General features: G+C 36.2%; 23 protein-coding genes. 6 read left to right on the plus strand and 17 right to left on the minus strand.

Annotated elements, in window-relative coordinates; all coding sequences use genetic code 11:
• Window positions 1-2: 2 nt before the first annotated feature.
• Window positions 3-341, plus strand: a complete 339-nt coding sequence (locus LF886_RS22505; RefSeq protein WP_152290933.1) for a DUF3817 domain-containing protein — start codon at window positions 3-5, stop codon at window positions 339-341.
• A gap of 57 nt (window positions 342-398) precedes the next feature.
• Here LF886_RS22505 and LF886_RS22510 read toward each other — a convergent pair whose 3' ends face one another.
• Window positions 399-2,180 carry a carboxypeptidase-like regulatory domain-containing protein gene (locus tag LF886_RS22510; protein ID WP_236851899.1) on the minus strand — a complete coding sequence of 594 codons (1,782 nt, stop codon included), beginning with the start codon at window positions 2,178-2,180 and terminating at the stop codon, window positions 399-401.
• Between the two features lie 324 nt (window positions 2,181-2,504).
• Between LF886_RS22510 and LF886_RS22515 the strand changes: the two genes are divergently transcribed.
• Together LF886_RS22515 and LF886_RS22520 are read left to right on the plus strand one after the other, a co-directional pair.
• On the plus strand, window positions 2,505-4,766 hold the full coding sequence (locus LF886_RS22515; RefSeq protein ID WP_236851900.1) for an outer membrane beta-barrel family protein: 2,262 nt from the start codon (window positions 2,505-2,507) through the stop codon (window positions 4,764-4,766).
• A gap of 46 nt (window positions 4,767-4,812) precedes the next feature.
• Window positions 4,813-7,062, plus strand: coding sequence for a TonB-dependent receptor domain-containing protein (locus LF886_RS22520; RefSeq protein WP_236851901.1), 2,250 nt, complete (start codon window positions 4,813-4,815; stop codon window positions 7,060-7,062).
• Between the two features lie 283 nt (window positions 7,063-7,345).
• Here LF886_RS22520 and LF886_RS22525 read toward each other — a convergent pair whose 3' ends face one another.
• From LF886_RS22525 to LF886_RS22580, 12 genes are all read right to left on the minus strand, one after another.
• Window positions 7,346-8,563, minus strand: a complete 1,218-nt coding sequence (locus tag LF886_RS22525) for a serine hydrolase domain-containing protein (protein WP_236851902.1) — start codon at window positions 8,561-8,563, stop codon at window positions 7,346-7,348.
• A 203-nt stretch (window positions 8,564-8,766) separates the two neighbouring features.
• Window positions 8,767-10,521, minus strand: coding sequence for a discoidin domain-containing protein (locus tag LF886_RS22530; RefSeq protein ID WP_236851903.1), 1,755 nt, complete (start codon window positions 10,519-10,521; stop codon window positions 8,767-8,769).
• Between the two features lie 28 nt (window positions 10,522-10,549).
• Window positions 10,550-11,575 (minus strand): hypothetical protein, encoded by a 1,026-nt coding sequence (locus tag LF886_RS22535; protein ID WP_236851904.1) that lies wholly within the window; start codon window positions 11,573-11,575, stop codon window positions 10,550-10,552.
• Between the two features lie 8 nt (window positions 11,576-11,583).
• On the minus strand, window positions 11,584-13,110 hold the full coding sequence (locus LF886_RS22540) for an NAD(P)-binding protein (RefSeq protein ID WP_236851905.1): 1,527 nt from the start codon (window positions 13,108-13,110) through the stop codon (window positions 11,584-11,586).
• 37 nt (window positions 13,111-13,147) lie between these two features.
• Window positions 13,148-14,662 (minus strand): polyamine aminopropyltransferase, encoded by a 1,515-nt coding sequence (locus LF886_RS22545; RefSeq protein WP_236851906.1) that lies wholly within the window; start codon window positions 14,660-14,662, stop codon window positions 13,148-13,150.
• Window positions 14,655-14,870, minus strand: a complete 216-nt coding sequence (locus LF886_RS22550) for a DUF350 domain-containing protein (protein ID WP_045491052.1) — start codon at window positions 14,868-14,870, stop codon at window positions 14,655-14,657. The genes LF886_RS22545 and LF886_RS22550 overlap by 8 nt, the downstream gene beginning before the upstream one ends.
• Window positions 14,871-14,883: 13 nt before the next feature.
• On the minus strand, window positions 14,884-15,078 hold the full coding sequence (locus tag LF886_RS22555) for a hypothetical protein (RefSeq protein ID WP_236851907.1): 195 nt from the start codon (window positions 15,076-15,078) through the stop codon (window positions 14,884-14,886).
• On the minus strand, window positions 15,075-16,532 hold the full coding sequence (locus tag LF886_RS22560) for a DUF4178 domain-containing protein (RefSeq protein ID WP_236851908.1): 1,458 nt from the start codon (window positions 16,530-16,532) through the stop codon (window positions 15,075-15,077). Before LF886_RS22560 ends, LF886_RS22555 begins: the two co-directional genes overlap by 4 nt.
• A 2-nt stretch (window positions 16,533-16,534) precedes the next feature.
• Window positions 16,535-16,894, minus strand: a complete 360-nt coding sequence (locus LF886_RS22565; protein WP_236851909.1) for an S-adenosylmethionine decarboxylase family protein — start codon at window positions 16,892-16,894, stop codon at window positions 16,535-16,537.
• 20 nt (window positions 16,895-16,914) lie between these two features.
• Window positions 16,915-17,838: a citrulline utilization hydrolase CtlX gene (gene ctlX / locus LF886_RS22570; RefSeq protein ID WP_236851910.1), complete on the minus strand. Its 924-nt coding sequence runs from the start codon at window positions 17,836-17,838 to the stop codon at window positions 16,915-16,917.
• A 55-nt stretch (window positions 17,839-17,893) separates the two neighbouring features.
• Entirely contained in the window at window positions 17,894-18,301 is a 408-nt protein-coding gene (locus LF886_RS22575; protein WP_236851911.1) for a four helix bundle protein, read from the minus strand.
• A 99-nt stretch (window positions 18,302-18,400) separates the two neighbouring features.
• A complete protein-coding gene (locus tag LF886_RS22580; RefSeq protein ID WP_236851912.1) occupies window positions 18,401-19,315 on the minus strand; it encodes a dimethylarginine dimethylaminohydrolase family protein in 915 nt (304 codons plus the stop codon).
• 281 nt (window positions 19,316-19,596) lie between these two features.
• Here LF886_RS22580 and LF886_RS22585 point away from each other — a divergent pair, with 281 nt between their 5' ends.
• Window positions 19,597-19,761: a hypothetical protein gene (locus tag LF886_RS22585; protein ID WP_153816335.1), complete on the plus strand. Its 165-nt coding sequence runs from the start codon at window positions 19,597-19,599 to the stop codon at window positions 19,759-19,761.
• Window positions 19,762-19,796: 35 nt separating this feature from the next.
• Here LF886_RS22585 and LF886_RS22590 read toward each other — a convergent pair whose 3' ends face one another.
• From LF886_RS22590 to LF886_RS22600, 3 genes are all read right to left on the minus strand, one after another.
• A complete protein-coding gene (locus LF886_RS22590; RefSeq protein ID WP_236851913.1) occupies window positions 19,797-21,959 on the minus strand; it encodes an outer membrane beta-barrel protein in 2,163 nt (720 codons plus the stop codon).
• Between the two features lie 80 nt (window positions 21,960-22,039).
• Window positions 22,040-23,101 carry a helix-turn-helix domain-containing protein gene (locus tag LF886_RS22595; RefSeq protein ID WP_236851914.1) on the minus strand — a complete coding sequence of 354 codons (1,062 nt, stop codon included), beginning with the start codon at window positions 23,099-23,101 and terminating at the stop codon, window positions 22,040-22,042.
• An 86-nt stretch (window positions 23,102-23,187) separates the two neighbouring features.
• Window positions 23,188-23,574, minus strand: coding sequence for a winged helix-turn-helix transcriptional regulator (locus LF886_RS22600; protein ID WP_236851915.1), 387 nt, complete (start codon window positions 23,572-23,574; stop codon window positions 23,188-23,190).
• A gap of 120 nt (window positions 23,575-23,694) precedes the next feature.
• Between LF886_RS22600 and LF886_RS22605 the strand changes: the two genes are divergently transcribed.
• Window positions 23,695-24,489: an SDR family oxidoreductase gene (locus LF886_RS22605; protein ID WP_236851916.1), complete on the plus strand. Its 795-nt coding sequence runs from the start codon at window positions 23,695-23,697 to the stop codon at window positions 24,487-24,489.
• Between the two features lie 17 nt (window positions 24,490-24,506).
• The gene (locus tag LF886_RS22610; RefSeq protein WP_236851917.1) at window positions 24,507-24,830 is read left to right on the plus strand and encodes a nuclear transport factor 2 family protein; all 324 of its coding nucleotides are present in this window, start codon (window positions 24,507-24,509) and stop codon (window positions 24,828-24,830) included.
• 61 nt (window positions 24,831-24,891) lie between these two features.
• Here LF886_RS22610 and LF886_RS22615 read toward each other — a convergent pair whose 3' ends face one another.
• On the minus strand, window positions 24,892-26,178 hold the full coding sequence (locus LF886_RS22615; protein ID WP_103231534.1) for a citrate synthase: 1,287 nt from the start codon (window positions 26,176-26,178) through the stop codon (window positions 24,892-24,894).

A 26,178-nucleotide genomic window follows, 5' to 3' on the forward strand; every position in this document is an offset into this window, starting at 1 on the left:
ATATGAACTTCATAGAACAATTTTTCTCAAAATACCCTCAGGAAAAAATCATCAAATGGTTTAAACAGATTTGTCTTGCAGAAGCCATTTCATGTCTTTTATTGTATTGTGTCGCTATGATCTGGATCCGGTATGATGAGAATTTATATTCTATTATTTTCATCAGCGTTATTGGCAGCTTACATGGATTATTTTTTACACTTTATCTTTTGCTCTGCCTTCCTGCAAGAAAAATTTATAATTGGGATGATGAAGATTTTGTTTTTGCATTATTATCTGCATTCTTTCCTTTTGCAACGATTTGGGTAGACAAAAAGCTAGCCCGATTCGATAGAGAATAAATCATAAAATACCATATAAAAAAAGGACCTTTTCGGTCCTTTTAATTTTTAGTATTATTACATATCCCGCTTCACATGCCCTGTCGCTGTGAAAGTATGACTTCCTGAATTATTGGTGTAAGTTCCATTGACTGTAAAATCAATGTAATCCCCTACTACTCCAAAAGTGGCTATGTTTATAACCAAATTTCCATTACTTGGTGTAATAACGGCTCCTGAAAGTTCAAATATATAATCTGTAGTAAAATTTGCTGCAACACCCAACATATTATTTTGAGTCATAGAGAAAAATGGTCCTGCAGGATTCATTGAATTTATTCTCAATTGTTTGGGCACCATATTAGGTGATGTAGGAGTAAGACCTGCCCATTGTGCATTGAATGATCCTACTACATAAACAACAGGCTGATTATCAATTTTATAATTGACAAATTCATTTACAGAATTACAAGCCATGATATCCCCTAAATTTACATTATTAGATGTTGCCGTGAAAGTAATCTGATTGGTAGTCTGAACATTAACCGCATCAAATCCTTCATAAATAAACTGTGGATTCGCAGTACATGAATAGGTATTAAATGTAAAACCTCCGGTACTGTTTACGGGTACTGACATATATTGGAAATAATTTGTACTCACTGCTGGCTTTAACATTACATAACCATCAGTAACAATGGCATTGGCACAAGTTTTTAGATTTCCCTGAATAGTATAACTTGTAGATGCAGAAGGATTTACTGTAATATCTGGGATAGTCGTTATGATTCCAGCCGGAAAAGGCCCGACATTAGAGGTATAAATTACATTATTACAGACATCATACACTTTTAAGCTAAGAACTTCACTTGCGGGAACTATTCCAGATACCATTCCTGCATTGTCAGTCATTCCGTACGTTTCATATGCCTGGGAGCTTCTCTTTAAAGTTACTTTGATATTAGGTAAAACCTGCCCTGCAGTATTTTTTACCGTTACTTTCATTGTCGCCTGCTCAAACTGTGCATCACAATTCCACCATGAAAAATGGCTTACTGTTCCTACATAGGTATTTCCAATCTTTGTTGCAGAGCCCTCCTCCTTCCACATTCCTGTATCTTCATTATAAGACCATAATGGAATGGTGGCTGGTGAATTGGAAGCTTGTGCAGCATCTACCGGAACGGTAATTTCTGCCGTGTGGCCGTTTGCAATCTGAAGATTTTGTCCGGAACTTCCCGTTAATTGTACATGCAGCATCCCAAAAGTTTCCATCACTCTGGAGTTTCCTCCTGAATTGGTTGCCAAAAATGATCCCGGCATTAATTCATTGAGGTATTGATTGGATGGTGCTAAGTGAAAAACGCCAACGCTCACATTTCCTGAATAAGCATTTCCATTAGCATCTTTGAAGCTCCCGTCGAATTTTACTTTCGTTCCGTTTGGCAATGAAACTGTAGAAGCAGCGCCTGAAGTAATGGTAGAAGTGGCTGTGGCAGGAATCATCATAATATTCACTTGATTCATTCCGTTGGTAGGAACCAAAACCCGTGATGCATTTACATAGCCGGACTTTGTCACTTTTATGTGGGCAAAGTTTTCTTTTACAGAAGCATTTTTAAATGTAAAAAAACCTCTAAGATTGGTTGTCACCGTACTTGTTCCAATGGTAACTGTTGCTCCTGAAACCGGAACTCCATTTGTATCAAGAACTATGCCCTGGAAATTTCTTTGTGCAGTATTCCCAAAATTATAATTAGATGGGGAATTGGATGTCTCGTCACCTATTTCTAAGAAAGATTCATTCTTACATGAAAACATTAATAGAAATAACAAAAATAAAATGTAAAATTTTCTCATATGGTAATGATTTTTAGTTTTAACTAAATTAATAATAAAATACGTATCCTCATGTTTTCTTTTATTTTTCATCAACTATTTTTTAAATCTTAATTAATTTCATGCTACCGTGTAACAAATTTATTGCTAAAGTTGTCTTATTATGCAGAAAGGTCAAGCAATCATTATTTTAAATTAAATTTTTACTAACTGATAATCAATTAATTAAACTTTATTTAAAATATTTTTGAGTACTTTGTATTGCATGATACTAGATTTATTACATATCTTTGTAATGTAAAATAACAAACCATACAAGCTATTAAACTAAAAATAATAATAATCATGAAAACTCAAATTCTTATTGCAGCACTATTTTTCGGTGGACTTATCACTGCCCAGCAGAAAAAAGACAGTTTGAAAGTAAATGCTATTGATGCAGTTAATATCAAGAAGCAGGTTTTCAAAAAACAAGGTGACCGTTTAGTATACGATGTAGCATCTTCATCTATTGCTAAAGGAACCAACACTTTTAATCTTTTAAAACAAACCCCGATGATTTCCAGTATAGATGGAAAAACGCTGAAGATTTTGGGGAAAAATGATGCGGTAATCTACATCAACAACAAGAAATCCAATATGGATTCTGAGGCATTGATTGAAATGCTGAAATCGACTCCATCAGAAGATATACAAAAAATTGAAGTCATTACAGTTCCCGGAAGTGAATTCCAGGTTGAATCCAAGGAAGGGGTAATCAATATTGTAATGAAGAAAAGCAAAAATAATGGTTATAATGGGACGTTGAAGATGCAGAATGAGCAGGGTTATTATAACAATCCCAATGCAGGAGCTTCTTTTAATTTCAGACAAGGTAAATGGTCCGGGAATTCTAATTTCAGAATGGGAAGCTGGACCGACAGACAAAAATATACATTGTCTAACGGAGATTCTACTTTCAGAAATGAATCTTCAGGTTTCAATGATGATCCCAACAAAAATTACGGAGGAGGTTTCAATGTTGATTATGAAATCAATAAAAAACACAGTTTAGGTTTTTCTTACAATATGAGATATAATAAAAGCTTCAATTCTATATTGGATATCACCAATTGGCAAGATGGAGTTTTATCCAACAGAACTGTTAATAATGAGGATGCACAAACCAGAAATCATTCTTTCAATTTAAATTATGAAATGAAAACGGACTCTCTGGGAAGCAAACTTACATCGAATGTCTCTTATCTATGGTTCAACAGAAATAAAGAAAGCTTCAATGAAAGTTTCCCTTTAACGAATGATACGATTAATAAATATTCAGCGCTTCGTCAGGCTGTACCACAAATCATCAACAACTATGCAGCCAACATCGACTATCTGAAAAAAACGGCTAAAGGAGCAACCTGGTTAATGGGAATCAGCTACAACCATACCAATACAGATAATGACACCAGACAGGATAAGCTGAAAAACGGAACGTTTGTGATAGATCCTAATCAGACCAATCACTTCATTTATAAGGAAAATATTCTTGGAATTTACCTGAACTATGAAAGAAAGCTGACTGAGAAACTATCCGGAAAAATAGGAGCCCGCTATGAAATGACCAGAAGCACCGGAGATATTGTAGACAAAACAGGATTTGAAAGAAACTACAACAACCTGCTACCCTATCTGAATTTAAATTATGCCATCAATTCAGATCATAATTTGAGTTATACATTTTCAAGCAGAATCAGAAGACCTAGATTTTGGGAATTGAATCCTTCCAGAACCTACTTTACACCAACCAATTATACGCAGAACAATCCATTTATATTGGCTTCTAAATACTACAATCAGGAGATCAATTATATGTACAAAAATGCATTCTATGCCAATCTGAGTTTTAATATGGTAGAAGATGCTGCCGCTTCAGACCTCCTTCCACTGCAGGGAACTGTAACGGCTCCAAAAAAAGATTCTAAGGGAAACATTATATATGATATCAAAGGAAATACAACCATGGAAACCACAAGATTCCTTAGATATATCAGAACTAACTACGGAAAAAACAGAGAGCTTGCTTTAACTCTTGGGATGAACAAATCATGGTTCAAAGACATATGGACAACCAACTATTCTGTGAACTTAGGGTATGTTACATACAGTGGCGGAGTTTGGGAAGACCCTACATCCATGCCGGTTCCGGGAGAAACTGAAGTTGTAGAACCTTATATCATTAATGTTAAAAACTATAATATGTCTGCTACTCTCAACAATGTAATCCGCCTTTCATCTAAAAAAGACTGGTTTTTAGGAGTTAATTACTTTTTTGCAAGCCAGACCGCTATGGAAGGAGGTATGATCGGGGCAAGACAGAGCTTTGATTTCAATGTGAAGAAAATTGTAGGTGACTGGACCATTGTAGCTGAAGTGAGTGACCTATTCAATCAAAGCTTTTACAGAGTTAAAGGTGTACAGCCTAACGGAACCTATAATAATATAACCAACTTCAATTATCCAAGACTTATAAGTATCGGTGTTACTTACAATTTCGGTAATCAGAAACTGAAAAAGGCAAGGGAAATGAAATCAGCGAATGATGCTGTAAAATCAAGAACCTAATCTATCATAATTTATCTCACTACAACCACTCTTAAATAAAACAAAAATGAAACGTATAATTTTGTCAATGGCTATCGTATTCGGTACTTGTGCATTTGCTCAGGAGAAGAAATCTGATACGACAAAAACTAAAAATATAGAAGGAGTTACTATCACGAAACAGGTTTTCAAAAAGCAAAGTGACCGTTTTGTATATGACGTGGCAGCCTCTCCAGTTGCTAAAGGAAATACCACTTTTGACCTTCTGAAGCAGACTCCGTTATTATCTTCTACCGATGATAAGACCTTGAAAATCGCAGGAAAGAACAATGCACTGATCTATATCAACGGAAGAAAAACCAATATGGATTCTGAGTCTCTGGCTCAATTCCTGAAAAATACTCCGGCAGAAAATATTCAGAAAATAGAAGTCATAACGATTCCCGGAAGTGAATATCAGGTAGAATCATCAGATGGGATCATCAACATCGTTTTAAAGAAAAAAATGAGTGACGGTCTCAGCGGAAACATGAGAATGTCTAATACAACCAGTAAATATAACGCAAGCCAGGCCAGTTTTTCAGCTAACTACAGAAAAGATAAGCTGGGTGTGAGCGCCAATCTTAGCGGTGGAGAAAACATTGAGGCACAAACTTATACATTAAGAAATGGTACCGCAAATACTTCCAATGAATCTACCGGAGATATCACCGATCCAAATAAAAACATCGGCGGTTATCTGAATATTGATTACCAATTGAATGACAAAAGTAACCTGGCATTATCATGGAATACATGGGCTAATAAAAGCTATAATTCAACAGTAGATTTGTTTAATACCATAAAAAAAACAGGCACACAATATACGTGGTCTAAAAACAAAGAAGACGCAAGGTCTTATAACAATTCTTTGAATCTAAATTATGAATTAAAAACAGATTCATTAGGCAGTAAGCTGAATGTAAATGCAGCCTATCTGAACTATAGAAGATTTCAGTTCACAGATAACCAAACCTTTACTTCAGATATCAACAGAGGGCTAGGAGCAAGAACAACACAAGTGCTTCAGGATCTCCCTCAGATCATTAATAACTTCTCCGGAATGGTAGATTATATTCAGAAATTTAAAAATGATCTGACAGTATCAATAGGAGGAAATTATAACAAAACCAAAACAGACAACGATTCTAAAAACATTACTTATTCTTTTGATCCTGTAAAAAATCCGGATCCCAGACCCAATCATTTTATCTATGATGAAAACATCTATGGTGCATATCTTACTGTTGAAAAGAAGATTTCCGATAAACTTTCCGGAAAAATAGGAGCGAGATACGAGATTACCAACAGTCTGGGAACTTCTGACAATGCACCTACAGAAGCCCTTAAGAGAATTGAAAGAAACTACAAAAACTTTCTTCCTTACTTGAGCGTGAATTATGCGATTAATGATAAAAACAACATTTCGTATTCCTTTTCAAGCAGAATGAGAAGACCAAGCTTCTGGGAACTTAATCCTGTAAGAAATATTCTGACAGATGATAATTATACTCAGAACAACCCTTTTGTAAAGGCATCTTCAACTTACAATCAGGAATTAACTTATATGTTTAAAAATTCATATTTCCTGATTCTAAACCATTCTTATATTCAGGATGCTATTACTCAGGTTCCGTTACAGGGATATCCGGTAGCTCCGGATGGTACGGTGGGTGCCAATCCTGTATTGAGATACATCAGAACCAATTTTGGAAATAAGCAGGAAATGTCTGCAATGCTAGGCCTTCAGAAGTCATTTTTTAAGCAATACTGGACGACCAACTTCAATATTGGAGTTCAACATAACATCAACAACGGAAGTCTTGACATCGACCCTACTACAGGAGACCGATTCAAAAATCAGAAGGGTGAAGATATTGTATACACTAACAAAACAAATTCTACCAGTCTTATCATCCAGACCAACAACACCATCCGTCTTGATAAAAAGAAAACATGGTTCTTTGGAGTTAATTATTTCTTCGTAGACAAACAACAGATCGAGCTTGGATTACTAAAAGAGCTAATGAGTTTAGACCTTAGCATCAAGAAAATATGGAACGACTGGACTTTTGCAGTGAATGTAAATGACGTTCTGAATACCAATATTGTTAAAATTGAAGACTTCCAGGACAACGGAAATTACAATTACATCCACCAAAACCGCTACAATAGAAACGTAATGGTAAGCCTTACCTACAATTTCGGAAATCAGAAAGTGAAAAAGGTAAGAGACATCGAAGGTGCATCTGATGCCATCAAAAGCAGAACAAAATAAGAGAAGTATCTTTCTTCATATTCAATTATTCTTACGGTATCCGCTGTTTTTTTACAGCGGATTTTTTATATTTAATAGCTATAAAAAAAGACGTAAAAGTTATTTTAATTTTCATCAGCCTGTTCTTTCTATGGACAAGCTGTATAGAAAAAAAGATAAAACTGGGCAACGATATCAACTTTGATAAAGAGGAAAATATTCATTATAAGAAAACTTCTCTGTTTATGAAAAATGTAAAAAACGCATTGATTTCTCAAAGCGTTTTATTGTAATCAAAAAAATTCTAGTAACCTAACGTTCGCTTTGCTTCAATCACTGTTGTACTCATCGTATTTAAACATCTGGCGAAGTTATCATTGCTACTTAAATCCCAAAAAGGCATTAAAACAATCACGGATACATCAGATTTCGGATCGTAAGCCATCATCGACAAATAGCCTTCTGTTGCACCAGTATGACCATATCCGATTCCTTCAAAACTATAACAACCCAATCCATACCCATTTGTAGTTGCAGGCCCTTTATTTGTTCTCATCAATTCAGCATTTGATGCATATAAAACATTTTCTCCTTTAAATACACTTCTGATATAATTTGACAATATAACCATTGTTCCCAATCCGTTTCCTTCGCCAATGTGTGCACTTGCATTTTTCTGATCAGTGATTTCTTGATGATCTGCAAATTTAATCAGTCCTTTTACATAAGGTGAAGGTAATTGTTTATCAGAAGCCAACTCCGGAAATTTGATCGCCAAAGGAACTTTTGAAGTCGGTCCAACAATTTTATCATACATATAATCACCGTAAGTTTTTATTGAATTGATCTTCTCAGAATATATTCTGGCAATAATTTCACTTAAAATCGTATATCCTGTATTTGAATAATGATAAACTGTGTTTGGTGGACCATATGTCAGATTTTGATTTTTTAAAACTTTCGCATAATCTGCAGCTGAAAACTGGAAATCAGGATTGGCTTTCATCATGTGACTTGCATAAGTTCCACCTTCAATATTGTATTGTGATGCGTCATTTGTCAGATCATAAATCCCTGCATTATGCTGTAAAATTTGGCGAATAGTAATTTCATTTTTATGTGGAAAACTCCAATCTGCGATGTCCGGTGTATAAGGAACTGTTGTACCCGGAATATTATCCGTAATTTTATCATCAAGCTTCAACCAGCCGTCCTGCATCATTTTTAAAATAGCAGTTGAAGTAAAGTTTTTTGTATTACTCGCAAAACGAAAATAAGTTGTTGGTGTTATATCAGTCCCGTTTGTTCCTTTTACCGTACTAAAATATGTCCCTTTTGGAGAAACAACATACACACTTAATGAAGGAATATCGGTATTCAGAGCTGCCTGAAGGTTGCTATGAATATTTTTCACTGCCGCATCCAATTCTGGTTGACAATCTTTTCCTGTTTCATTATTTCTGCAATCTGCAAAAGTGAAAGGCAGAAATAGCAATAGAGATAGAAATTTGGTCTTTTCCATAATTTATTTATTTTACCAATTGTGTTAATTCTAGAAATATTTAAAATAATTTATTTCAACAAGTTAATTTATAAGAAATATAAACAAAAGTATTTTATAAAATAATCATAAAACACACATTGAGGATTAAAGAAACTTATTTGCTAGAATAAAGCCTCAAAAGCATTACATTTTTTAAACTTTATATTTTTAATTAATTATTTTTATTCCGATTTAAAAATTTTCGTTCTTTCTGAAACGCCATTGGCATTGAAAGCTTCAATCTGGAAATAGTAAGCATCAGTTCTGTCGGCTCCTGTAAAGAAATATTCATTCTTTCCGTATACCATAATGCTTCCGTACATTTTATCGGGAGACTTTCCCCAATAGATCACATACCCGTCTGCATCAGGATTCTGCTGCCATTTCATCCAGATACTTCTTCTTTCACCATATTTCTTAGGATCCGCTCTTAAAGGCACAAAACCTTCTACTTTAGCAGGCTCTTTTCCACCACCTTTCCCAAACACTCTGAAACCGCTCAAAGCAAATTTTCCGGTGGGCATTTTCAGATTTTCCATTTTCAGGAAACGGGCTTTTGCAGGGGTCTCCAATTCTACATAATCGTGAGGAACATCTTTTGTGTTTTTACTTTTATCCACAATTACATTCCACTTCTTTCCATCATTAGATCCATAGATTTTGTATTGGTGCATCTTTCCCAGGGTTTTCCCCATAAATTCGGCATCCTGATCTGCATAATTGATCTGAATGGCATTGATGGTAGAAACCTCACCCAGATCTGTCTGGAACCATTCTCCGGAATTTCCGGTTTTGGCACTCCAGTAAGTTTTAATATCTTCATCTACTGCATAATTGGGCTGATAACCTCCTAATGTAGAGGAGACCTGAACCGGTTTATTATAATTCAGCAGCATCCATCCTGCAAAAAGACCTTTTGAAAAATCTTTTCCCTGTGCATATTGCGGAAGGTAAGTAGGATAATCTCCATAGGCTGTATTACAGTACATCACATCATCTTTATCAAAACCTGCCGGCCAGATGCCCAGTCTTCTTTCAAAATTATTTTTAGTGGAAATAAAGATGGTGGAAACGTGCCACCAGTTTTTATAGTTGTCTTCAAAAGTAGCTCCGTGCCCTGCTCCTCTGGCAAAACCACCAGGTTTGTATGAAAACGGATTATGCTGCTGATACTCGAAGCCTTCTAAAGGACCCTTGCTTACGTACACTCCATCAGAATATCCGCTAAACTCAGTTGCCGGAGCACCATACTGCATATAATATTTTCCGTTATGCTTAGTCATCCAGGCACCTTCTACGAAAGGTTGAAGAAAAACATTATCATTATATTCACCAAAACGTTCCCATCCGTGGTCTTCAGGTTTCAGTTTAAGAATAGGTTTTACAAAACCTTCGGACTGCAGATTTTTAACTTTAACTTCTGTTCCCAGCAATGGCCATTCGTTACTTGAGCCCCAATACAGGTACAGTTTATTCTTATCTTCATCATAGTGGAATGCCGGATCCCACGCTCCTACTTTCAAAGTATCCACTGCAATCTTCCATTCGTCTTTGGTTGGATTTGTACTCTTCCAGATCGGAAAATCCTGTTCCCAGGTAGAACCATAGACATAGAGAGTATCTTTCATTGCCCAGACTGCCGGAGCATTAAGATCATGGGTATATTTATTATCTCTTAGAAATTTCCTTTTTACAAACTTCCAGTCCAGCATATCATCGCTGTACCAATATCCTTCCTGGTTGGTAGAAAAAAGAAACAGTTTATTTTTAAAATTGACAATCACCGGATCTGCTGTAGCACGGTGTTTTCCCTGTTTTGAAAAAACTTCGAAAGGGGTATATCCGTAGTCTATATTAATGGGATTACAGAAAGTTTTCTGCTGACCGCTCACCATGATTCCCAGAAAAATTGCTAATGATAAAAGATATTGTCTCATTTTCAGATTTTAAACATTCAGAGCAAAGTTAACTAACTTTTTTTTGTTTTCTCCAAATAAAGCCATCCAGCAAATAATGGGTAAGCTGTGGAACGACCAACAGCGGAACCAAAAATTGAAACAGTTTTTCTGAAACCATCACATTCAAAGAAAAATGTTCATTCCAGACCAAAGTTTCCCATAAAAATTCCTCCAGAAAAGCAAAACCTAAAATGACCGCTACAAATAAAAAGACTCCCGAAAAAGATTTAAAAATCTGCATTCTGTTCAGCTGATGATTTTCTTTTTGTTTTATTTCCTGAATATAAATCAATGCGATATAAGGAATTCCATGGGATACTACATTCAAAAAAGTAAAGAGAAGGTCATTGTTGAAATATACAATTCCAAAATACCAGGAAAGGAAAGTTCCCGTGATCAATGCTGTTTTAGGAATATTAATCTGTTTTGTTTTGAAAGCTTCAAAAACAGTTTTAACGATCCAAATGATCAGAATTGTAAAATAGGTGACGGTAATCAGAGGAATATAATCCGGAAGGTTTTGAAGCCATTCAAATTCATTGTTGACAAACCAGGTAAAGGCGCGGGGTGTTTTAAACCAGTATAACATAGGATAGATTGTCGCAGAATAAACAGCTACCTCATCTATTTTTTTGCTCCAGTTATTGGGCTCAAATCGGGCATAAATTCTCATAAACCCGTACTGCTGGCGTATAAAATGAAAAACGGCAACCAAAGCCAGTACCGACCAAAATGTCAGGCTTCCCAATTGAAATAAAACAATACCCAATATCCAGCTTAGAATGGGAATCCCAAGATAAAGCAGTTTATTCTTCTGTATTTCACCTTTTACAAAATAGGTTTTGAACAGTGTAGAATAGACGTGGGCTACGTCCACAAAAACAATCAGGAAAAGCCATGTGTAAAAAGAATAATGGTTTTCCAATCCCTGGATCTGTTTCTGAAAAAGAAAAATAATCAACAGTACCAGAAAAGGCGGTGATAAAATAAACCACCAGTCTGTTTTTGCATTGTGTATCCAAGGCTGTTTCATATTATAATTTATATCATTTGTCCGGCTGTTCTTATTCCCTGATAAAAAGCTTCTTCAAAAATAGATATTCCCGAAAGATCAGAATGGGCAAAGAATACCTTCCCGTCTATAGGTTCTTTTGCTATCATTGTTGCTTTACCAAAAATCTGGTTAGGAACCGGCGCAATCATAGCATGTCCTATTTTATGAAATTGCATTTCCAGAATAAAATCTTCTATTAGTGGGTGTGCTTTCTTCAGATCATTCAAAACTAAAGTTTTAAGTTCAGCATCCTTCATTGCATACAGCTTCTTCCTTGCTTTTCTACAGTCTCCGGTTGAGAAGCTTTTATAATGGGTAATTACTTTTTCCCCTATAATCTGGTTAAGATTTTGATGCTGATCAAAGATATACCCCAATCCTGAAGTTCCATAGATCACATTATCCCAGGCCAATTCTTCATCTCCTCCGAATTCATTCTTTAAGGTAATCGTTGTTAAAAGCCACGGAACATAATTAAACGATTGGGCTTTCTTATGATTAAAAATTCTCTCGTTCACGAACTGAGGAGATGCAAACAGTACTTTATCCGCAATGATTTTTTTTGTTTTCTTCTGAATATTATCAAAGCTCAATACCTCAACTTGATCATTCAGTGTTACATCAAAGACAAGATTCCCGGGGATATGCTTCCCTTCTGTATATTTTGAGAAATGTTTTGCCAGTCTGGCATTTCCTTCCGGCCAGGTGAATACCTGATCTTTATATTTCACGCTCCAGTTGTTCTTTCTTCCTGCAAAATAATGAATGCCTGCCCATGCGGAAACATAGTCTATGCCTAATCCGAAATCATCTCTGCAGGAGTAATCCAACAGCCAGAGAAGTTCTTCTGAATGATAGTTATTTTCCTTTAGCCAGTCTTTGAAAATGATTTTTTCAAGGTTTAAGACCTCATCCTCTCGGCTTGAATCATGTACAGGAATAGCAAACCAATACTTTCCTTGTGCATCTTTCTTCAGGCGAAACTCATCCATCAGCTTAAAAAAGCGGTTAAGCTCTTGCTGAGTTTCTTTTGAAATCCCTCTCTGAGGAACGATATCATTCTGCCAGGAGTTTTTATAGAAGAGTCTTTCCTGTTGTGGAAAGGTCATTTGGTATTCATCAAGAATGGGTTCTCCGTTCTCTTCAGTTCCCAGACAGATTCCACATTCTGTCAGAAATTCTATGATTTCTACATTCTCTTTATTGGGTAAGGGCAAATAATGGGCTCCCAACGGAAACTTTGAAAACGAGTTCTGCCCATTGGAGGAATTTCCCCCCAGATGATTCTCCATTTCTAAGAGAAGATAATCGTTTTCATTATGCTGACTGAAAAACCTGCAAGCAGCAAGTCCGGAAATTCCCCCACCCACAATAAGATATTGGGTGTGGATAACTTCTGAAAACTGTGGAAAATCTTTTGCCCACAGCTTATGCCCGAGAACATGATTCGTTCCGGTAATTTTTACCAGCAGTGACTTTGCTTTCTTTCCACAATACTGTAAAAAAGGAAGCATAAGGCTACCTAAAAATATAGTTTTAAGAAAATCCTTTCTACTGTACTTTTCCCCACTCTTCATCAAAATAACGAACTAGTATCTGGTTATCCAGACGGTTAACTTCTACGTCTTTCACTTTCATATCTTTATTAAAATAAGACATCTGTGAAAAGTTGTAATCATAGTATTTTAAACCGGGAAGCTTTCTGTAGATCCTATTGTTGATGGGTTCAAATGAAGCCATAGAGAATCCCCATTCCCCGAAAGACGGAACATAAGTATGATAGGCTGCTGTGAAAGGAAAAATCTGATTAATCGTTTTTTCTATACACCAGAAAGATTTCGGCGCAAAATACGGTGAAGTGGTCTGAACCACAATTTTGGTATCAAGAGTAGTCAGTCTCTCCAGTTCTTTATAAAACTGCAGGGAATATAGTTTTCCCAGGCTGTAGTTGGACGGATCCGGAAAGTCTATAATAATGACATCAAACTTTTTTCTGTTCTCTTTTACCCAAATGTAAGCGTCTTTATTGATGACTTCCACTTTAGGATTGGAAAAAGAACTTTGATTCAGCCTGCGCATGGTTTCATTGGTCTTGAAAAACTGGGTCATTTCACCGTCAAGATCCACGAGCGTTATTTTTTTAACGTCTTTGTATTTCAATACTTCTCTTGCTGCAAAGCCATCTCCTCCTCCCAAAATCAAAACGTTATCAATGTTTTTTGCCATAGACATCGCAGGATGTACCAGGGCCTCATGATAACGGTATTCATCGGTGGATGAAAACTGTAAATTGTTATTCAAATAGAGACGAAACTCATGGGTATTTCTCGTCAACACGATCCTTTGGTAAGGTGAGCTTTTGGTATATACTACATTTTCACCATATAGTTTTTCTTCAGAATAGGATAAAATCGTATCTGAAAAAAAGAAAAGCCCAAGCAAGAAAACAAATGCCGAAATTGCCTTTACTCTTAATGAAAATGATTTTGATAATTCCTTTTTAAGGTAATAACAAAGAAATATAGCAATAGAAATATTAATGAGTCCGAAAAACAGAGGGGTCTTTACAATTCCCAGCTTTGGAATCAAAACCAATGGGAATAGAATGGATGCCAGTAATGCTCCGATATAGTCGAATGCAAAGACATTTGAAACTAAATCTTTAAACTGAACTCTGTCTTTTAAAATGTTCATCAAAAGCGGAATTTCCACCCCAACAAGACATCCGGTAAAAAAGACGAAAATGTAGAGAACACTTTCAAAATGTGCGAGAGTATTAAACAAAATAAACAGCACAACAGAGCTGATTCCTCCTACGATTCCTACAAGGATTTCGATCTCAATGAATTTATCAATCAGATTTCCTTTGATGAATTTTGCAAAGTAGGAACCCACTCCCATTGAAAAGAGATACACCCCGATAATGAAAGAAAACTGCTTTACAGAGTCTCCTAAAAGATAGCTCGCCAGGGCTCCGGCCACCAATTCATAAATCAATCCACATGTAGCAATGACGAATACTGAAAACAATAAAAGCAGCTCAAGAGGAATCCTCTTCTTATCCATGAATTGCAGCGCTTATAATCATTGAAATTCCGATGATAAATGCCCCAAAGACAATAGCCAATGCTATGTTTTTGTTCTGAGCGATCTCATGCCATGTTTTCTCGGGAGTAAGCTTTTCAATAATGAAATAGCATACCAGCAGAATTGCGATTCCTAAAAATGAGTAAAGAACCGAGTTTAGTATTGGTAAAAAATTGATGTTGTCCATAGTTTTTATATTTTTATTTGTGATAGTATCTGTAGAATCCTACTCTGGAATGGCTTCTTGTGGTTCCGTCACGGTATGTTTCCGTTTTGGCACAGTCGCAGACCTGATTTCCCTGGTAGGTAAGGTATACAAACAAGGTCATGAAAAATCCTCCGATCAGACAGAGAATCCAGTTTTGTTTTATATAGTGTAAAATATTGGTCATCATGATGTGGAATAAGGGGTGTTTGAACTGTTCTTCCATTTACTCACATCAAATGAGTATTTTCCCATCAGCATAGCTACAAACAGAATAATCATTATGAATAAAATAATTCCGAAGTTCCAGAATAAAACGGGAAGCCAAGTTGCCTTGATGCGAACATCGCTGTTTGCTGCTACAACATCCGTTGTAAGTATTAGCCCTTCAGCGTTGATCAGAGAGTCAATTTTTGAGGTTCCAAAGGATGCCTTCACCAATTTACCCAATTCTGTTGTGTCTTTTTCCAGTGTTTTACCATCTATGAAAGTGGTAGATTGTGTTTTATAGAGATCTGTAACGTCCAGAACTCCGGCTTTATCCCTGGAGATCAATACTTTTGAATCTGGTGACTGAAGACCGGAAAATGCTGGTAAAGACCCTTCTTTTTCAGCTGAAATCAGAAAATGATATTTACCCGATCCTACTCCACAAAGATTAAAATCTTCAGACTGGTTTCCTTCCGACCAGCTTTCGCCATCTTCATAGCCGTGATATTGTTCGATGTCCTTTGAGGTATATACAACTTCGTTGGTGTTTTCATTGACAAGGCTTACCTGAACATTTGCCCATGAGTTATCAACTGCTGAAAAAGCATTGACTTTTAATGGTGCTGAGCCTCCGGAAAGGGTGAAACTTTTACTGACCAGTTCTTTATCTTTTACATCAGAAAAGTTGACTGACTGCTCAAAAACGGTTTCGTTAGTTCTTGAGATATAGACATACAACTGAAGCAGGCATATCATTAATGCAGCCACACAAAAGATGTTTTTCGCCTGTTTGATATCAAAATAATAAGGCTGAACGATCCCTACTCCTGTATAATGAGGGAGATTAGCTATTTTAAAAGCTCTTTTAACATCATATTTTGAAATGTGAACTCCGTAAAAATACTGGCTTTTCTTGCTGGTCTTTTCCTGAGAGATCATACGGGTTCCGTTGACATATTCTTTATAGGTAGCAATACTGAAATCAACATGCTCATCAAAAAAACCGGCTGCAGCTTCAATACTACACTGGGAGTTTTCGTACCATCGATAGGTTCTTCCGAGATAGGTTGGTAATCTCGAATTTTTACCTTTAAAATCATCGGGATGCATAGGAATCAGGAAAACCCAATGCCCATCACTTTCACTCAGGAAAGCATCATTTCCTTTGCTGTCTTTTAAATAGTATTCGCGCCAGAAAATACTGGAGCCATATTTCTTGACAATGATAGCAACGACCGTATATTCTACACCTTCAATTTTCCCTTTCTGTCCGACGTCCAAGACCACGTTTTCTGTCGGTACTTTCAAATGCTTGATTTGTTTGTTTCCGGCTACATCAATGAGATAAGAGCAGGTTTGACAAACATATTCTTCAATAGGAAAACTGAGATCTAATTTATTTTCTGATTCGCATGCTGGGCAGACATAATGCATTTTTATCTGTAAATTTTGTGTTTTTGAATGGTATTAGCTTTAAAATACTGAACCACTTCATCTGCGATCTGCTCTACTTTTGTGGTGTTATCCTGAGAATAATTACATAGGAAAACATCAAAAGTAAGCTGCTTAAATTCCGGCCACGTGTGGATACAAAGGTGCGACTCTTTAAGGATCACTGCCGAAGTAAAACTCTCATTTTCAAAAACATGATTCGTTACTCCTACGATTTCTACATCTTTAGTTTTCAGAATTTCTTCCGTAAACGTCAGAAAACCTTTGCTGTCTAATAACAAATCTTCTGACTCTGTTTCCAAAGTCAGAAGAATATGTAAACCTTTACTTGATAATGGGTTCAATTAATTTTTTCGTAAATATATTATTTTTTTGGAAGAAAAACCTCAGCAAGCATACATCTTGCGCTTCCTCCTCCATTTACTTCAATGGTATTGAGGTCTGAATAGATAATTTCGCAGTATTTTTCAATAGCTGCAACCTGTTCTGTTGTTAAAGATTGGTAAGCAGTCTGGCTCATCACCAGGAATTTCTCTCCATCTTTGTTCTGAACCTGAAGCATATTTCCAGCAAACTGCTGCATCTGGTCTTCTGATATCTCAATAATTTCTTTTCCGGAAACTTTAATGGTTTCAATTACCTTTTCTCTTTCCAATTCATCATCAATACAGTCAAGGCAGATTACTACAAACTGATCAGCCACACACATCATTACGTTGGTGTGATAAATAGGAAGTCTTTCTGTTCCTACCGTCTGGAATGAATGGAAAACAACCGGAGTGAAACCATATTTTGTACAGAATTCTCTGAACAGTTTTTCATCTAGTCTTAAAGAAACAGAACCGTAAGCAATTTTATTTTCATGATCAAAAATCATACTTCCCGTTCCTTCCAGGAAGTGTCCCTGTGTTTCAGAAAAAGACCAGTCATCAATTTCAGCAACCTCAAAGCCCTGCCCCTGGATGCTTTCAATAATATCTTCTCTTCTTTCCACTCTTCTGTTGGAGGCGAACATCGGGTATAAAACCACTTTTCCGTCTTTATGGAAACTTACCCAGTTATTTGGGAAAATAGAATCCGGCGTATGAGGATCCAATGTATCTTTTATTGTAATTACATTGATTCCTTTTCCTCTCAGTTTTCCAACAAAGGTATTGAACTCTGCCAAAGCTTTGAACTGGATATCAGAACCTGTCTGTTCCACCTGGAAGTAATTGTTTTTCGCTGTCTCAGCGTTGTAACCGAATGCAATCGGTTCTATCATTAATACTGTATCTGTTGTTTGCATTTTCTATAAGTTTGAGGGTATTAGTGTATGAGAGTTTGAGAGTCTGAATAACGGTTTACAAATTATTCTCTTCTTTATTAACCGGAGAGAATGAGCACCACTTTTCCGACTGACTCATCATATTAACTAACATCCCTATTATTTGGTTATATTGTTTGTGCAAATTTTCATATTGCTCTTCATTGATATAATTGCAGGCAAAAGCAAACTGAAGCCATGTTTGGGTTTCTCTTGCTTCTCCCTCAGAATCTGTAAGCTTAGCGATGAAGGATTTTTCATATTTTCTTTTTCCCCAAGCCTCACTAATATTTGCTGTTACAGATCTTGAAGATCTCCTTATTTGGTCTGTAAGTGAATAAAGTTCTTCTTTGGGAAAAGACTTTGAGAGTTCATAAATCAGCTGTGCAGTTTCAAATGATTTCTGAAAAACTTTTAAGTCCTGATGAAATTTAATCGTTGACATACCCTATATATTTATTTAAAATTAAAAAAATATTCAACCGCACCAACACTCTAACTCTCAGACCCTAAAACAGCCGCACTCTAAAACTCTCCCACTCAATTATTCTCTCACAAGCGGCATTGTAGAGCATCTCAACAAACCACCCATTTTGGAGATTTCTCTGTAAGGAATTTCTTCAACGGTCATTCCCCATTCGTTTCTCAAATGATTGTTCATTCTTGTGAATGCTTTGTCAGAAACTACTATATCAGGAGAAATAGAGAAAATATTAGGGACCATTTCAAACATTTCTTCATCATTGATATGGAAACAGTTTTCTTCTCCGAAAATATCAATAATTAAACGGTAGTCGCTTTCATCTACGAATCCGTTTTTATAAATAATACATTTGTCTTCTCCTACCGGATTGAATGTACAATCCAAATGCAGAATACCTTCAAACGGAATTTTATCGTTTTTCTTCAGTTCCAGGTCAATGATTCTTTTCTTTGGAAAATATTCTTTTAATATTTCAATGGCATACTCATTGGTTCTTGCCGTCTTATAGTTTCTGTAATCTTCGCTGAAACAGGTTCCGATGAAAAGAAAATCATCCCATACGATAACATCACCTCCTTCAATATGGGCTGTTTCCGGAAGATTGATGATTTTTCTCCATGCTACTTTTTCAAAAACATTTTTGTATGCGCCCTGCTCGTCTGCTCTGTCTGCGATCACATTGGAAATGATCATTTTATCATCAATTACAAAGGCTACATCTCTTGAAAAAACCTGATTGTAATCTTTAATGATACTTGGACGCAGTACTTCAACGTCATACTTTTTTAGAACTGCTTCAAAAGCGTTCATTTCGTTAATAATATCCTGTTCTTTAGGATAAATATTATGTTCGATTGAGTAATATGACTTTGCGTCATAACTTTCCTCTAGTGTGGGAACCGGTCCCAGTGAATTAGGCTGGCCTAGAACTACTGACTTCAGCCTACCCGTTTCATTTTTAATGTTTAGTCTCATAAAGATTTATGCAATACTACAAATATAAGTAAAGGTCTCTACCTATAAAACTTTTGGATTATTTTATGCATTAAATTTGAATGTGTCCAAAATTTTTTTTACCATTTTTTAACAAAAAAGGAAAAGTATTATTTCAAAAATCTCTACAACCTACTATATTTCATCTACATAAGTATAAAAAAACATATTATTTTTATTATTTAAATTCATATCTTAGTGATATAGTTTTCGCGAAATTATAGATCATAAAACTTAACTATTAACACCAAAAAATCAAAGTCATGAACAAGAACAATCCGGTGCTGAAAAACGCACAAAAACTAGGAAGAGACCAACAAAAATCCGTTATGGGAGGAGCACCAATCTCTACAGCCAGAAGATGCTGTGAATGGGATGATACAGGAAAATGCTATATCTGGACATGCGACAGATGCCAATGTCCTTAATACAATCGAAAGCCTGCTTTTTCAAGCAGGTTTTCTTATCTCGCTCTGTTTTCTTCTTCTGTTTTCTGGGTTTCTTTTACCTGATATTTTGTACTTCCTATGCTGTAACTGAGCGAAAATACAAGCCGGCTGCTATCCCACCAGTGTGTAAGGCGGTTATCCATGATCTGTTTATGCCGGAATTCCAGTTGCTGTTCATATGAATCCAGGAGATTATTAAACCCGATTTTAGTGTTCAGTTTATTATCAAGCCAAGACTTCTGAATTGATACATCTATGGTATATCTTGGTTTAATGATGTAAAGACTGTTACCTGTTTTGGACTCATAATTGGCAAAAATATTCACCGTGTATCCTTTTGGAAGTGAAAATACCTGATTGATTCTTACTCCATAATTATAGATATTCAATGCAAAAACCTCATCCAGATAGGGCATAAATTCATAATTGTAATTTCCTGTGAACTGGCTGGTGATATTCCACCATTTTGTAATTCTGACCGGAAAACTGGTTTCAAAAACAGCGAAATTCCGATATGGAAGATTGGTTCCCAAATATTGCAGTACGTTCGTTTCCGGGTTGTAAATGGGATAACGTGTCATGAAATCTTTTTCTTTTCCGACCGTAAAGCTTGTAACCCAGTTTTTATAACGATAGGTTACTTTGATCTGACTGGTAAATGAAGGCCGTAAATAGGGATTCCCAATCCAGTAATTGAGTGGACTGAAATAAAACCTGAACGGATTAAGCTGCGAGAAAGCCGGTCTTGTTATCTTTCTGCTATAGGAGAGAGAAAGTTCACTGGATTTATTAAAAGTATAGCCTGTACTAAATGACGGAAGCCATTCCAGGTAGTTTCTTGAAACAACAGAATCTAAAGTAACCGCATTGGAAATACTGTTTGTATTTTCAAATCTTAACCCGACATTGATCTGCAGATTTCCAATTTTCTGCCTGTACGCGAGATACCCGGCCCATATTTTTTCTTTATATGAAAATACATTACTTCGCGTAGGGTCAAAAATAAACTGATTTCCGACAGACAATGTATCATACCTGATATTATTACGGGTATCAGAGTTACTGTACTTGAAACCTGCCTCGATGTCTATATTATTTATTTTTTGGGAAGCGTCTATCTGAGCGGTATAGATATTAATTTTGTTAAGCAGATCAGACTTCCAATAAGACAAAAGATTAGCTGTAGCCTTATCTTTATTGATAAAATCATCATCCTGCTTATTTTTAACGGAAAGATAGTTTCCTAAAAAGATGAGTTTAAATCCTCTGTCCTGGAAAGAATAATCGGCTGCTATTCCATAATTATCCTGCAAATAATTTGTGGGATTTTCACTCACAGTATGAAACACCAATTGTGTTTCATTTTTATCAGTAGCATAAAGTGATCCGCTGCGTTCACGGTCATTTTCACGGAAGTTACTTCTTAGACTGATTCCTGCTCTGTTTTTATCATTCAGTCTGAAATCTGCTCCTGCCTGAATATTATAGACTTTGCCGAAATCTTCCTGATAGGTATTGGTACGCAAAACATTAGTATTCGCTAACCGCTGCAGCGCTTGATATCGATAGGTTGAAATCCCTTCATTATAACCTGCCTGCAGATTGTATGTTGCCTTTCCTGTATGATAAGATAGGTTGAGTGCATTTTCCCGGTAGTTGAATTTATTAGTATACACATTCCCGCTATAGTTTGCTTTCCAGCCAAGGTTGGTATTCTTTTTTAATTTAATATCAATAATTCCTTTAAATTCTGCATCATATTTTGAAGATGGATTGGTATTTACTTCTACAGATTCTACCATTTCGGGTGATAAAGATCGTAAATATGCCTGTATCTCCTGATTACTCATGACAACAGGCTTGCCATCAATAAAAATGGCAGGAGTAATTCTTCCCCCAATAAAAATTCCGTCTTCCTGGTCTACTGTAACACCGGGTGTTTTTCTCAGAACATCGAGAAGATGGGTAGAGGTTTTAAAGTCTTTATTTCCAGCAACAGACATTACCACATTTCCATCGTTCAGTTTCATCTTTCGGGGGGCTGATTGAATAACAACTTCTGAAATATTGGTTGTGGAAGACTTTGTTTTTGTCAGAGAATCTGAGGTTACTTTCTGTGCTTTTCCATAAGATGAGAGAAGCAAGAACAGCATCAAAAACCATAATTTGATCATCATAAATATTAAATTTTATGACATCAAAAGTATTGGGTTGTCGTAAAAAAGAGGTTTTGAAATTAAAATTCCGCAGTACTGAATTATAAATCCAAACTTTGAAACCTAGGTTCAGTAAGGGTTTTTGATTGTTTGTACAAAAGTGGTGTTGTATTTTTTATTTTCTTAAAAGTAGAAAAGAAAGTTGATTTGGAATTAAATCCTACTTCATACCCAATCTCCTCAATTTTCAAATAGGATCCGTTTTCAATTTTTTCACAGGCTTCACCGATTCTGTATTCGTTGATATAGGTAGAAAAACTTTTATCCAAATTATCATTCAATAGTTGGGAAAGCTGATGGGCAGACATATTCATTCTGGAAGCCAGATCGCTCAGTTTAAGATTCGGATTTCTATAAAGTTCTTCAGCACTCATCAGCCTCTGTAATCTGGATACAAAATTATCGGCCTGTTCTTCTGAAATCTTTTTATTGGAGTATCTTACGGGTTCTTTTACCGGAAGCTGTTGATATTTTTTATTGAATAAGATCAAAAAGTTTGCATACAGCACAAATGAAAATACAAGACTCCCTCCCGCACAGTATATCTGTACCCAACCTGTAGAAATCAGCTGATATGTCAAAAAGATAATCACATTACTGATCAGTACCGGAAGAACAAATTGGTTTGGGCTTGTATGGTTCTGTTTAACCAAAGTATAATACTTATACACTGTAGAAAATATAAATACGGACCAGGCGGTATAAATGAAACTTCCAAAATAGTGATCCCAGGTAATAGGAAACACCAAATATAATAACCCGACTGCTCCTAAAATAATCGTTAATATCCCAAACCACTTCTGACAGTTTTTCCAATCAAATTGGTCTTGCTGGAAGGAAGATTTCACATAGTAATATAAGGCAGGGCCTGTAAAAAACAGAGCCGACAATCCCAAATGTGGGATAATTCTTGGTAAATCAGGATAAAAGTAGATGCATACAGAGATTCCTACTCTTGTACTCAGCATTAAAAGTAGAAGTCCAAGAAAAAAATTCGGCAGGTATTCCAGTTTTTTTATAAACAGCAGATAAATTCCCAGCAGGAACCCATTGAATGCTCCTACCGCACTAAAGAAAAATAACAGCTGCTGTCCGAAAGTCATTGTATATTAATTTTTTACAGTAGTAAATTTAATCAAAATATTGTATTCGGTTTTCTATAATTTTTGTAAAATAGTAAAATTGGTCCTTAAGGCTGCTCAACATTATTCTCTGATCCGTTTTCCAACCTTTTTAAAATCAATGTTCGCAAACGCTCTTCGTGATCATCCCCCCATTTTCCTAGTGCAGCAATCACAGGAATTAGTGTCTGTCCAAACTCTGTAAGCCTGTATTCTACTTTTGGAGGCAAAACAGGATAAATTTTCTTAGTCAGGAGATCATGCTCTTCAAGTTCTTTCAACTGCACATTCAAAACTCTACGGGAAGCATTGGGAATCTTCCGTTGCAGTTCACTTGGTCTCTGAATTCCTTCATTAATAAACCACAACAAACGGATTTTCCATTTACCATACAACACTTCTGCAATCAGATCGAGACCGCAGTTCAGGTTGGGCGGGATTTTTCTTTCATACATAAAACAAATGTAGCACAAAGACATGATACCACAATAGGGGATAAATTTATCCCTATTTGATTCGTAACCCCGTACTTGTATGAGCCTGTCATACTCCTGAAATTTGTACAAAAAGAAATCATGACAGAATCATTTAATTTCAACAACGAATTATCAGATAAAATCGTTTTGGTAACAGGGGGAACAAAGGGAACCGGAAAAGTAATTGCCGAAAGATTATTAGCTGCAGGCGCCACTGTAATTGTCACTGCAAGAAATCACCCTGAAAATATCAGCAACCGCCTTCATTTTATTGCTGGCGATATGAGTCAGCCAAAAGAAACCGAACAATTGGTACGGGAAGTTCTTTCCAAATTTGGCAGACTGGATATTCTGATTAATACTCTTGGCGGTTCAGATACGCCCGGTGGTGGTTTTGCTGTTCTCAGTGATGAAGATTGGGAGAACACGATTCAGACGAATCTTCTCGCGCCAGTTCGTTTAGACAGAGGATTTCTCCCCCAAATGCTGGAGCGAAAAAATGGAGTAATTATCCATATTGCCTCTATTCAGGGAAGATTACCTTTATTTGATTCTACATTACCCTATGCAGCTGCCAAAGCTGGACTTATCAACTACAGTAAAGGTTTATCAAAAGAAGTTTCCCCAAAAGGGATCCGTGTACTCACTGTTTCTCCGGGCTGGATTATGACTTCATCAGCAACCCGAATGATGGAACGTATTGCTGATAGTTCAAAGGTCACTATTGAAGAAGCTACGCAAAGTGTCATGGATGCACTGGGAGGTATCCCCATCGGTAAACCGGCACAACCTGAAGATATTGCAGAGTTTGTTGGTTTTCTAGTTTCTCCACGGGCTGGATATTTAACAGGAACCGAATATGTAGTAGATGGCGGCACCATTCCTACTATTTAATGATTTAAAATAACAATATGAATCTACCGAACATTTTACAGGAATTTTTAAAAGCACAGAAGCTTTTTGACAGTACATCTTTTTCCAATTGTTTTTCGGATCAGGCAACTGTGTTTGATGAAGGAAAAATATATCGCGGAAAAGAGGAAATAAGACAATGGAATGAGAAATCCAACAATGAATTTCAAACATTGTTTGAAGTACAAGATTTTTCAACAAGGGATACTACAATTCTTTTAAGGATTAATATTTCCGGCTCCTTCGATGGAAGCCCGGTACTACTGAATTTTTATTTCAGAATTGAGAGCAATCTTATTACAGCTTTAATTATTACTGGATAAGTTATAAAAAACAAAGAATCCCAAAGCAAGCTTTGGGATTCTTTTATGGTATAAGCAAATATTATCTGCTTGCAATATCGATGTAGTTTCTTTCCTGAGCACCTTGGTAAACCTGTCTTGGTCTTCCAATCGGGTCTCCTTTTAGTCTCATTTCTTTCCATTGAGAAATCCATCCTGGAAGTCTTCCTAATGCAAACATTACTGTGAACATTTCTGTAGGAATTCCTAATGCTCTGTAGATGATTCCTGAATAGAAGTCTACGTTTGGATATAGTTTTCTTTCGATGAAGTACTCATCCTCAAGTGCTACTCTTTCTAACTGCATTGCAATGTCAAGAGCTTTATCCTGAATACCAAGTGCAGTAAGGATATCGTCAGCAGCTTTCTTAATGATTTTCGCTCTTGGGTCGAAGTTTTTGTAAACTCTGTGTCCGAATCCCATTAGACGGAAGTTATCATTTTTATCTTTAGCTTTAGCAACATATTTAGATACATCACCACCATCTTTCTCGATAAGCTCAAGCATTTCGATTACAGCTTGGTTAGCTCCACCGTGAAGTGGTCCCCAAAGTGCAGATACTCCCGCAGAGATAGAAGCAAAAAGACCTGTGTGAGCAGAACCTACCATTCTTACTGTAGAAGTAGAACAGTTTTGCTCGTGGTCAGCGTGAAGAATTAATAATTTATCTAAAGCACCTACAACTACCGGATCAATTTCGAAATCAGCGTTTGGTAATCTGAATGCCATTTTGTAGAAGTTCTCTACGTAGTTTAGGTTGTTATCTCCGTGGTTTAATGGTAAACCTTGAGTTTTTCTGTAAGTCCAAGCACAAAGGTGAGAGAACTTAGCAATCATCAGCTCAGCTGCATGATCCATTTCTTCTTTAGAGTTTACATTAACGGCTTTAGGGTTAAAAGCTGTCAATGCAGAAGTCATAGAAGATAAAACTCCCATAGGGTGAGCAGAACGAGGAAAAACATCAATGATCTTTTTCATTTCGTCTGCGATGAAGTTATATTTTTTAATATTATTGTCGAATGAAGTAAACTGATCCTGGTTAGGTAATTCTCCATGTAATAAAAGATACATTACTTCAGTGAAGTTAGATTTTTCAGCAATTTGCTCAATTGGATAACCTCTGTAGAATAATTCTCCTTTATCTCCGTCTAAGTAAGTGATGTCGCTAATAGTAGCTCCTGTATTTTTGTAACCTAAATCCAGAGTGATCAAACCTGTCTGGTCTCTTAATTTTGAAATATCAATCCCTCTGTCTCCGATAGTACTATCCACGATTGGATATTCATATGAATTACCGTCGTAATTCAATATTACTTTGTTGTCTGACAT

The organism is Chryseobacterium sp. MEBOG07 (assembly GCF_021869745.1).
Taxonomy (GTDB): domain Bacteria; phylum Bacteroidota; class Bacteroidia; order Flavobacteriales; family Weeksellaceae; genus Chryseobacterium; species Chryseobacterium viscerum.

Excerpts from the sequence above, each read along its gene's own strand:
- LF886_RS22505 (WP_152290933.1), top strand. The coding sequence starts at position 3 with ATGAACTTCATAGAACAATTTTTCTCAAAATACCCTCAGGAAAAAATC.
- LF886_RS22510 (WP_236851899.1), bottom strand. The coding sequence starts at position 2,180 with ATGAGAAAATTTTACATTTTATTTTTGTTATTTCTATTAATGTTTTCA.
- LF886_RS22515 (WP_236851900.1), top strand. The coding sequence starts at position 2,505 with ATGAAAACTCAAATTCTTATTGCAGCACTATTTTTCGGTGGACTTATC.
- LF886_RS22520 (WP_236851901.1), top strand. The coding sequence starts at position 4,813 with ATGAAACGTATAATTTTGTCAATGGCTATCGTATTCGGTACTTGTGCA.
- LF886_RS22525 (WP_236851902.1), bottom strand. The coding sequence starts at position 8,563 with ATGGAAAAGACCAAATTTCTATCTCTATTGCTATTTCTGCCTTTCACT.
- LF886_RS22530 (WP_236851903.1), bottom strand. The coding sequence starts at position 10,521 with ATGAGACAATATCTTTTATCATTAGCAATTTTTCTGGGAATCATGGTG.
- LF886_RS22535 (WP_236851904.1), bottom strand. The coding sequence starts at position 11,575 with ATGAAACAGCCTTGGATACACAATGCAAAAACAGACTGGTGGTTTATT.
- LF886_RS22540 (WP_236851905.1), bottom strand. The coding sequence starts at position 13,110 with ATGCTTCCTTTTTTACAGTATTGTGGAAAGAAAGCAAAGTCACTGCTG.
- LF886_RS22545 (WP_236851906.1), bottom strand. The coding sequence starts at position 14,662 with ATGGATAAGAAGAGGATTCCTCTTGAGCTGCTTTTATTGTTTTCAGTA.
- LF886_RS22550 (WP_045491052.1), bottom strand. The coding sequence starts at position 14,870 with ATGGACAACATCAATTTTTTACCAATACTAAACTCGGTTCTTTACTCA.
- LF886_RS22555 (WP_236851907.1), bottom strand. The coding sequence starts at position 15,078 with ATGATGACCAATATTTTACACTATATAAAACAAAACTGGATTCTCTGT.
- LF886_RS22560 (WP_236851908.1), bottom strand. The coding sequence starts at position 16,532 with ATGCATTATGTCTGCCCAGCATGCGAATCAGAAAATAAATTAGATCTC.
- ctlX (WP_236851910.1), bottom strand. The coding sequence starts at position 17,838 with ATGCAAACAACAGATACAGTATTAATGATAGAACCGATTGCATTCGGT.
- LF886_RS22575 (WP_236851911.1), bottom strand. The coding sequence starts at position 18,301 with ATGTCAACGATTAAATTTCATCAGGACTTAAAAGTTTTTCAGAAATCA.
- LF886_RS22580 (WP_236851912.1), bottom strand. The coding sequence starts at position 19,315 with ATGAGACTAAACATTAAAAATGAAACGGGTAGGCTGAAGTCAGTAGTT.
- LF886_RS22585 (WP_153816335.1), top strand. The coding sequence starts at position 19,597 with ATGAACAAGAACAATCCGGTGCTGAAAAACGCACAAAAACTAGGAAGA.
- LF886_RS22590 (WP_236851913.1), bottom strand. The coding sequence starts at position 21,959 with ATGATGATCAAATTATGGTTTTTGATGCTGTTCTTGCTTCTCTCATCT.
- LF886_RS22595 (WP_236851914.1), bottom strand. The coding sequence starts at position 23,101 with ATGACTTTCGGACAGCAGCTGTTATTTTTCTTTAGTGCGGTAGGAGCA.
- LF886_RS22600 (WP_236851915.1), bottom strand. The coding sequence starts at position 23,574 with ATGTATGAAAGAAAAATCCCGCCCAACCTGAACTGCGGTCTCGATCTG.
- LF886_RS22605 (WP_236851916.1), top strand. The coding sequence starts at position 23,695 with ATGACAGAATCATTTAATTTCAACAACGAATTATCAGATAAAATCGTT.
- LF886_RS22610 (WP_236851917.1), top strand. The coding sequence starts at position 24,507 with ATGAATCTACCGAACATTTTACAGGAATTTTTAAAAGCACAGAAGCTT.
- LF886_RS22615 (WP_103231534.1), bottom strand. The coding sequence starts at position 26,178 with ATGTCAGACAACAAAGTAATATTGAATTACGACGGTAATTCATATGAA.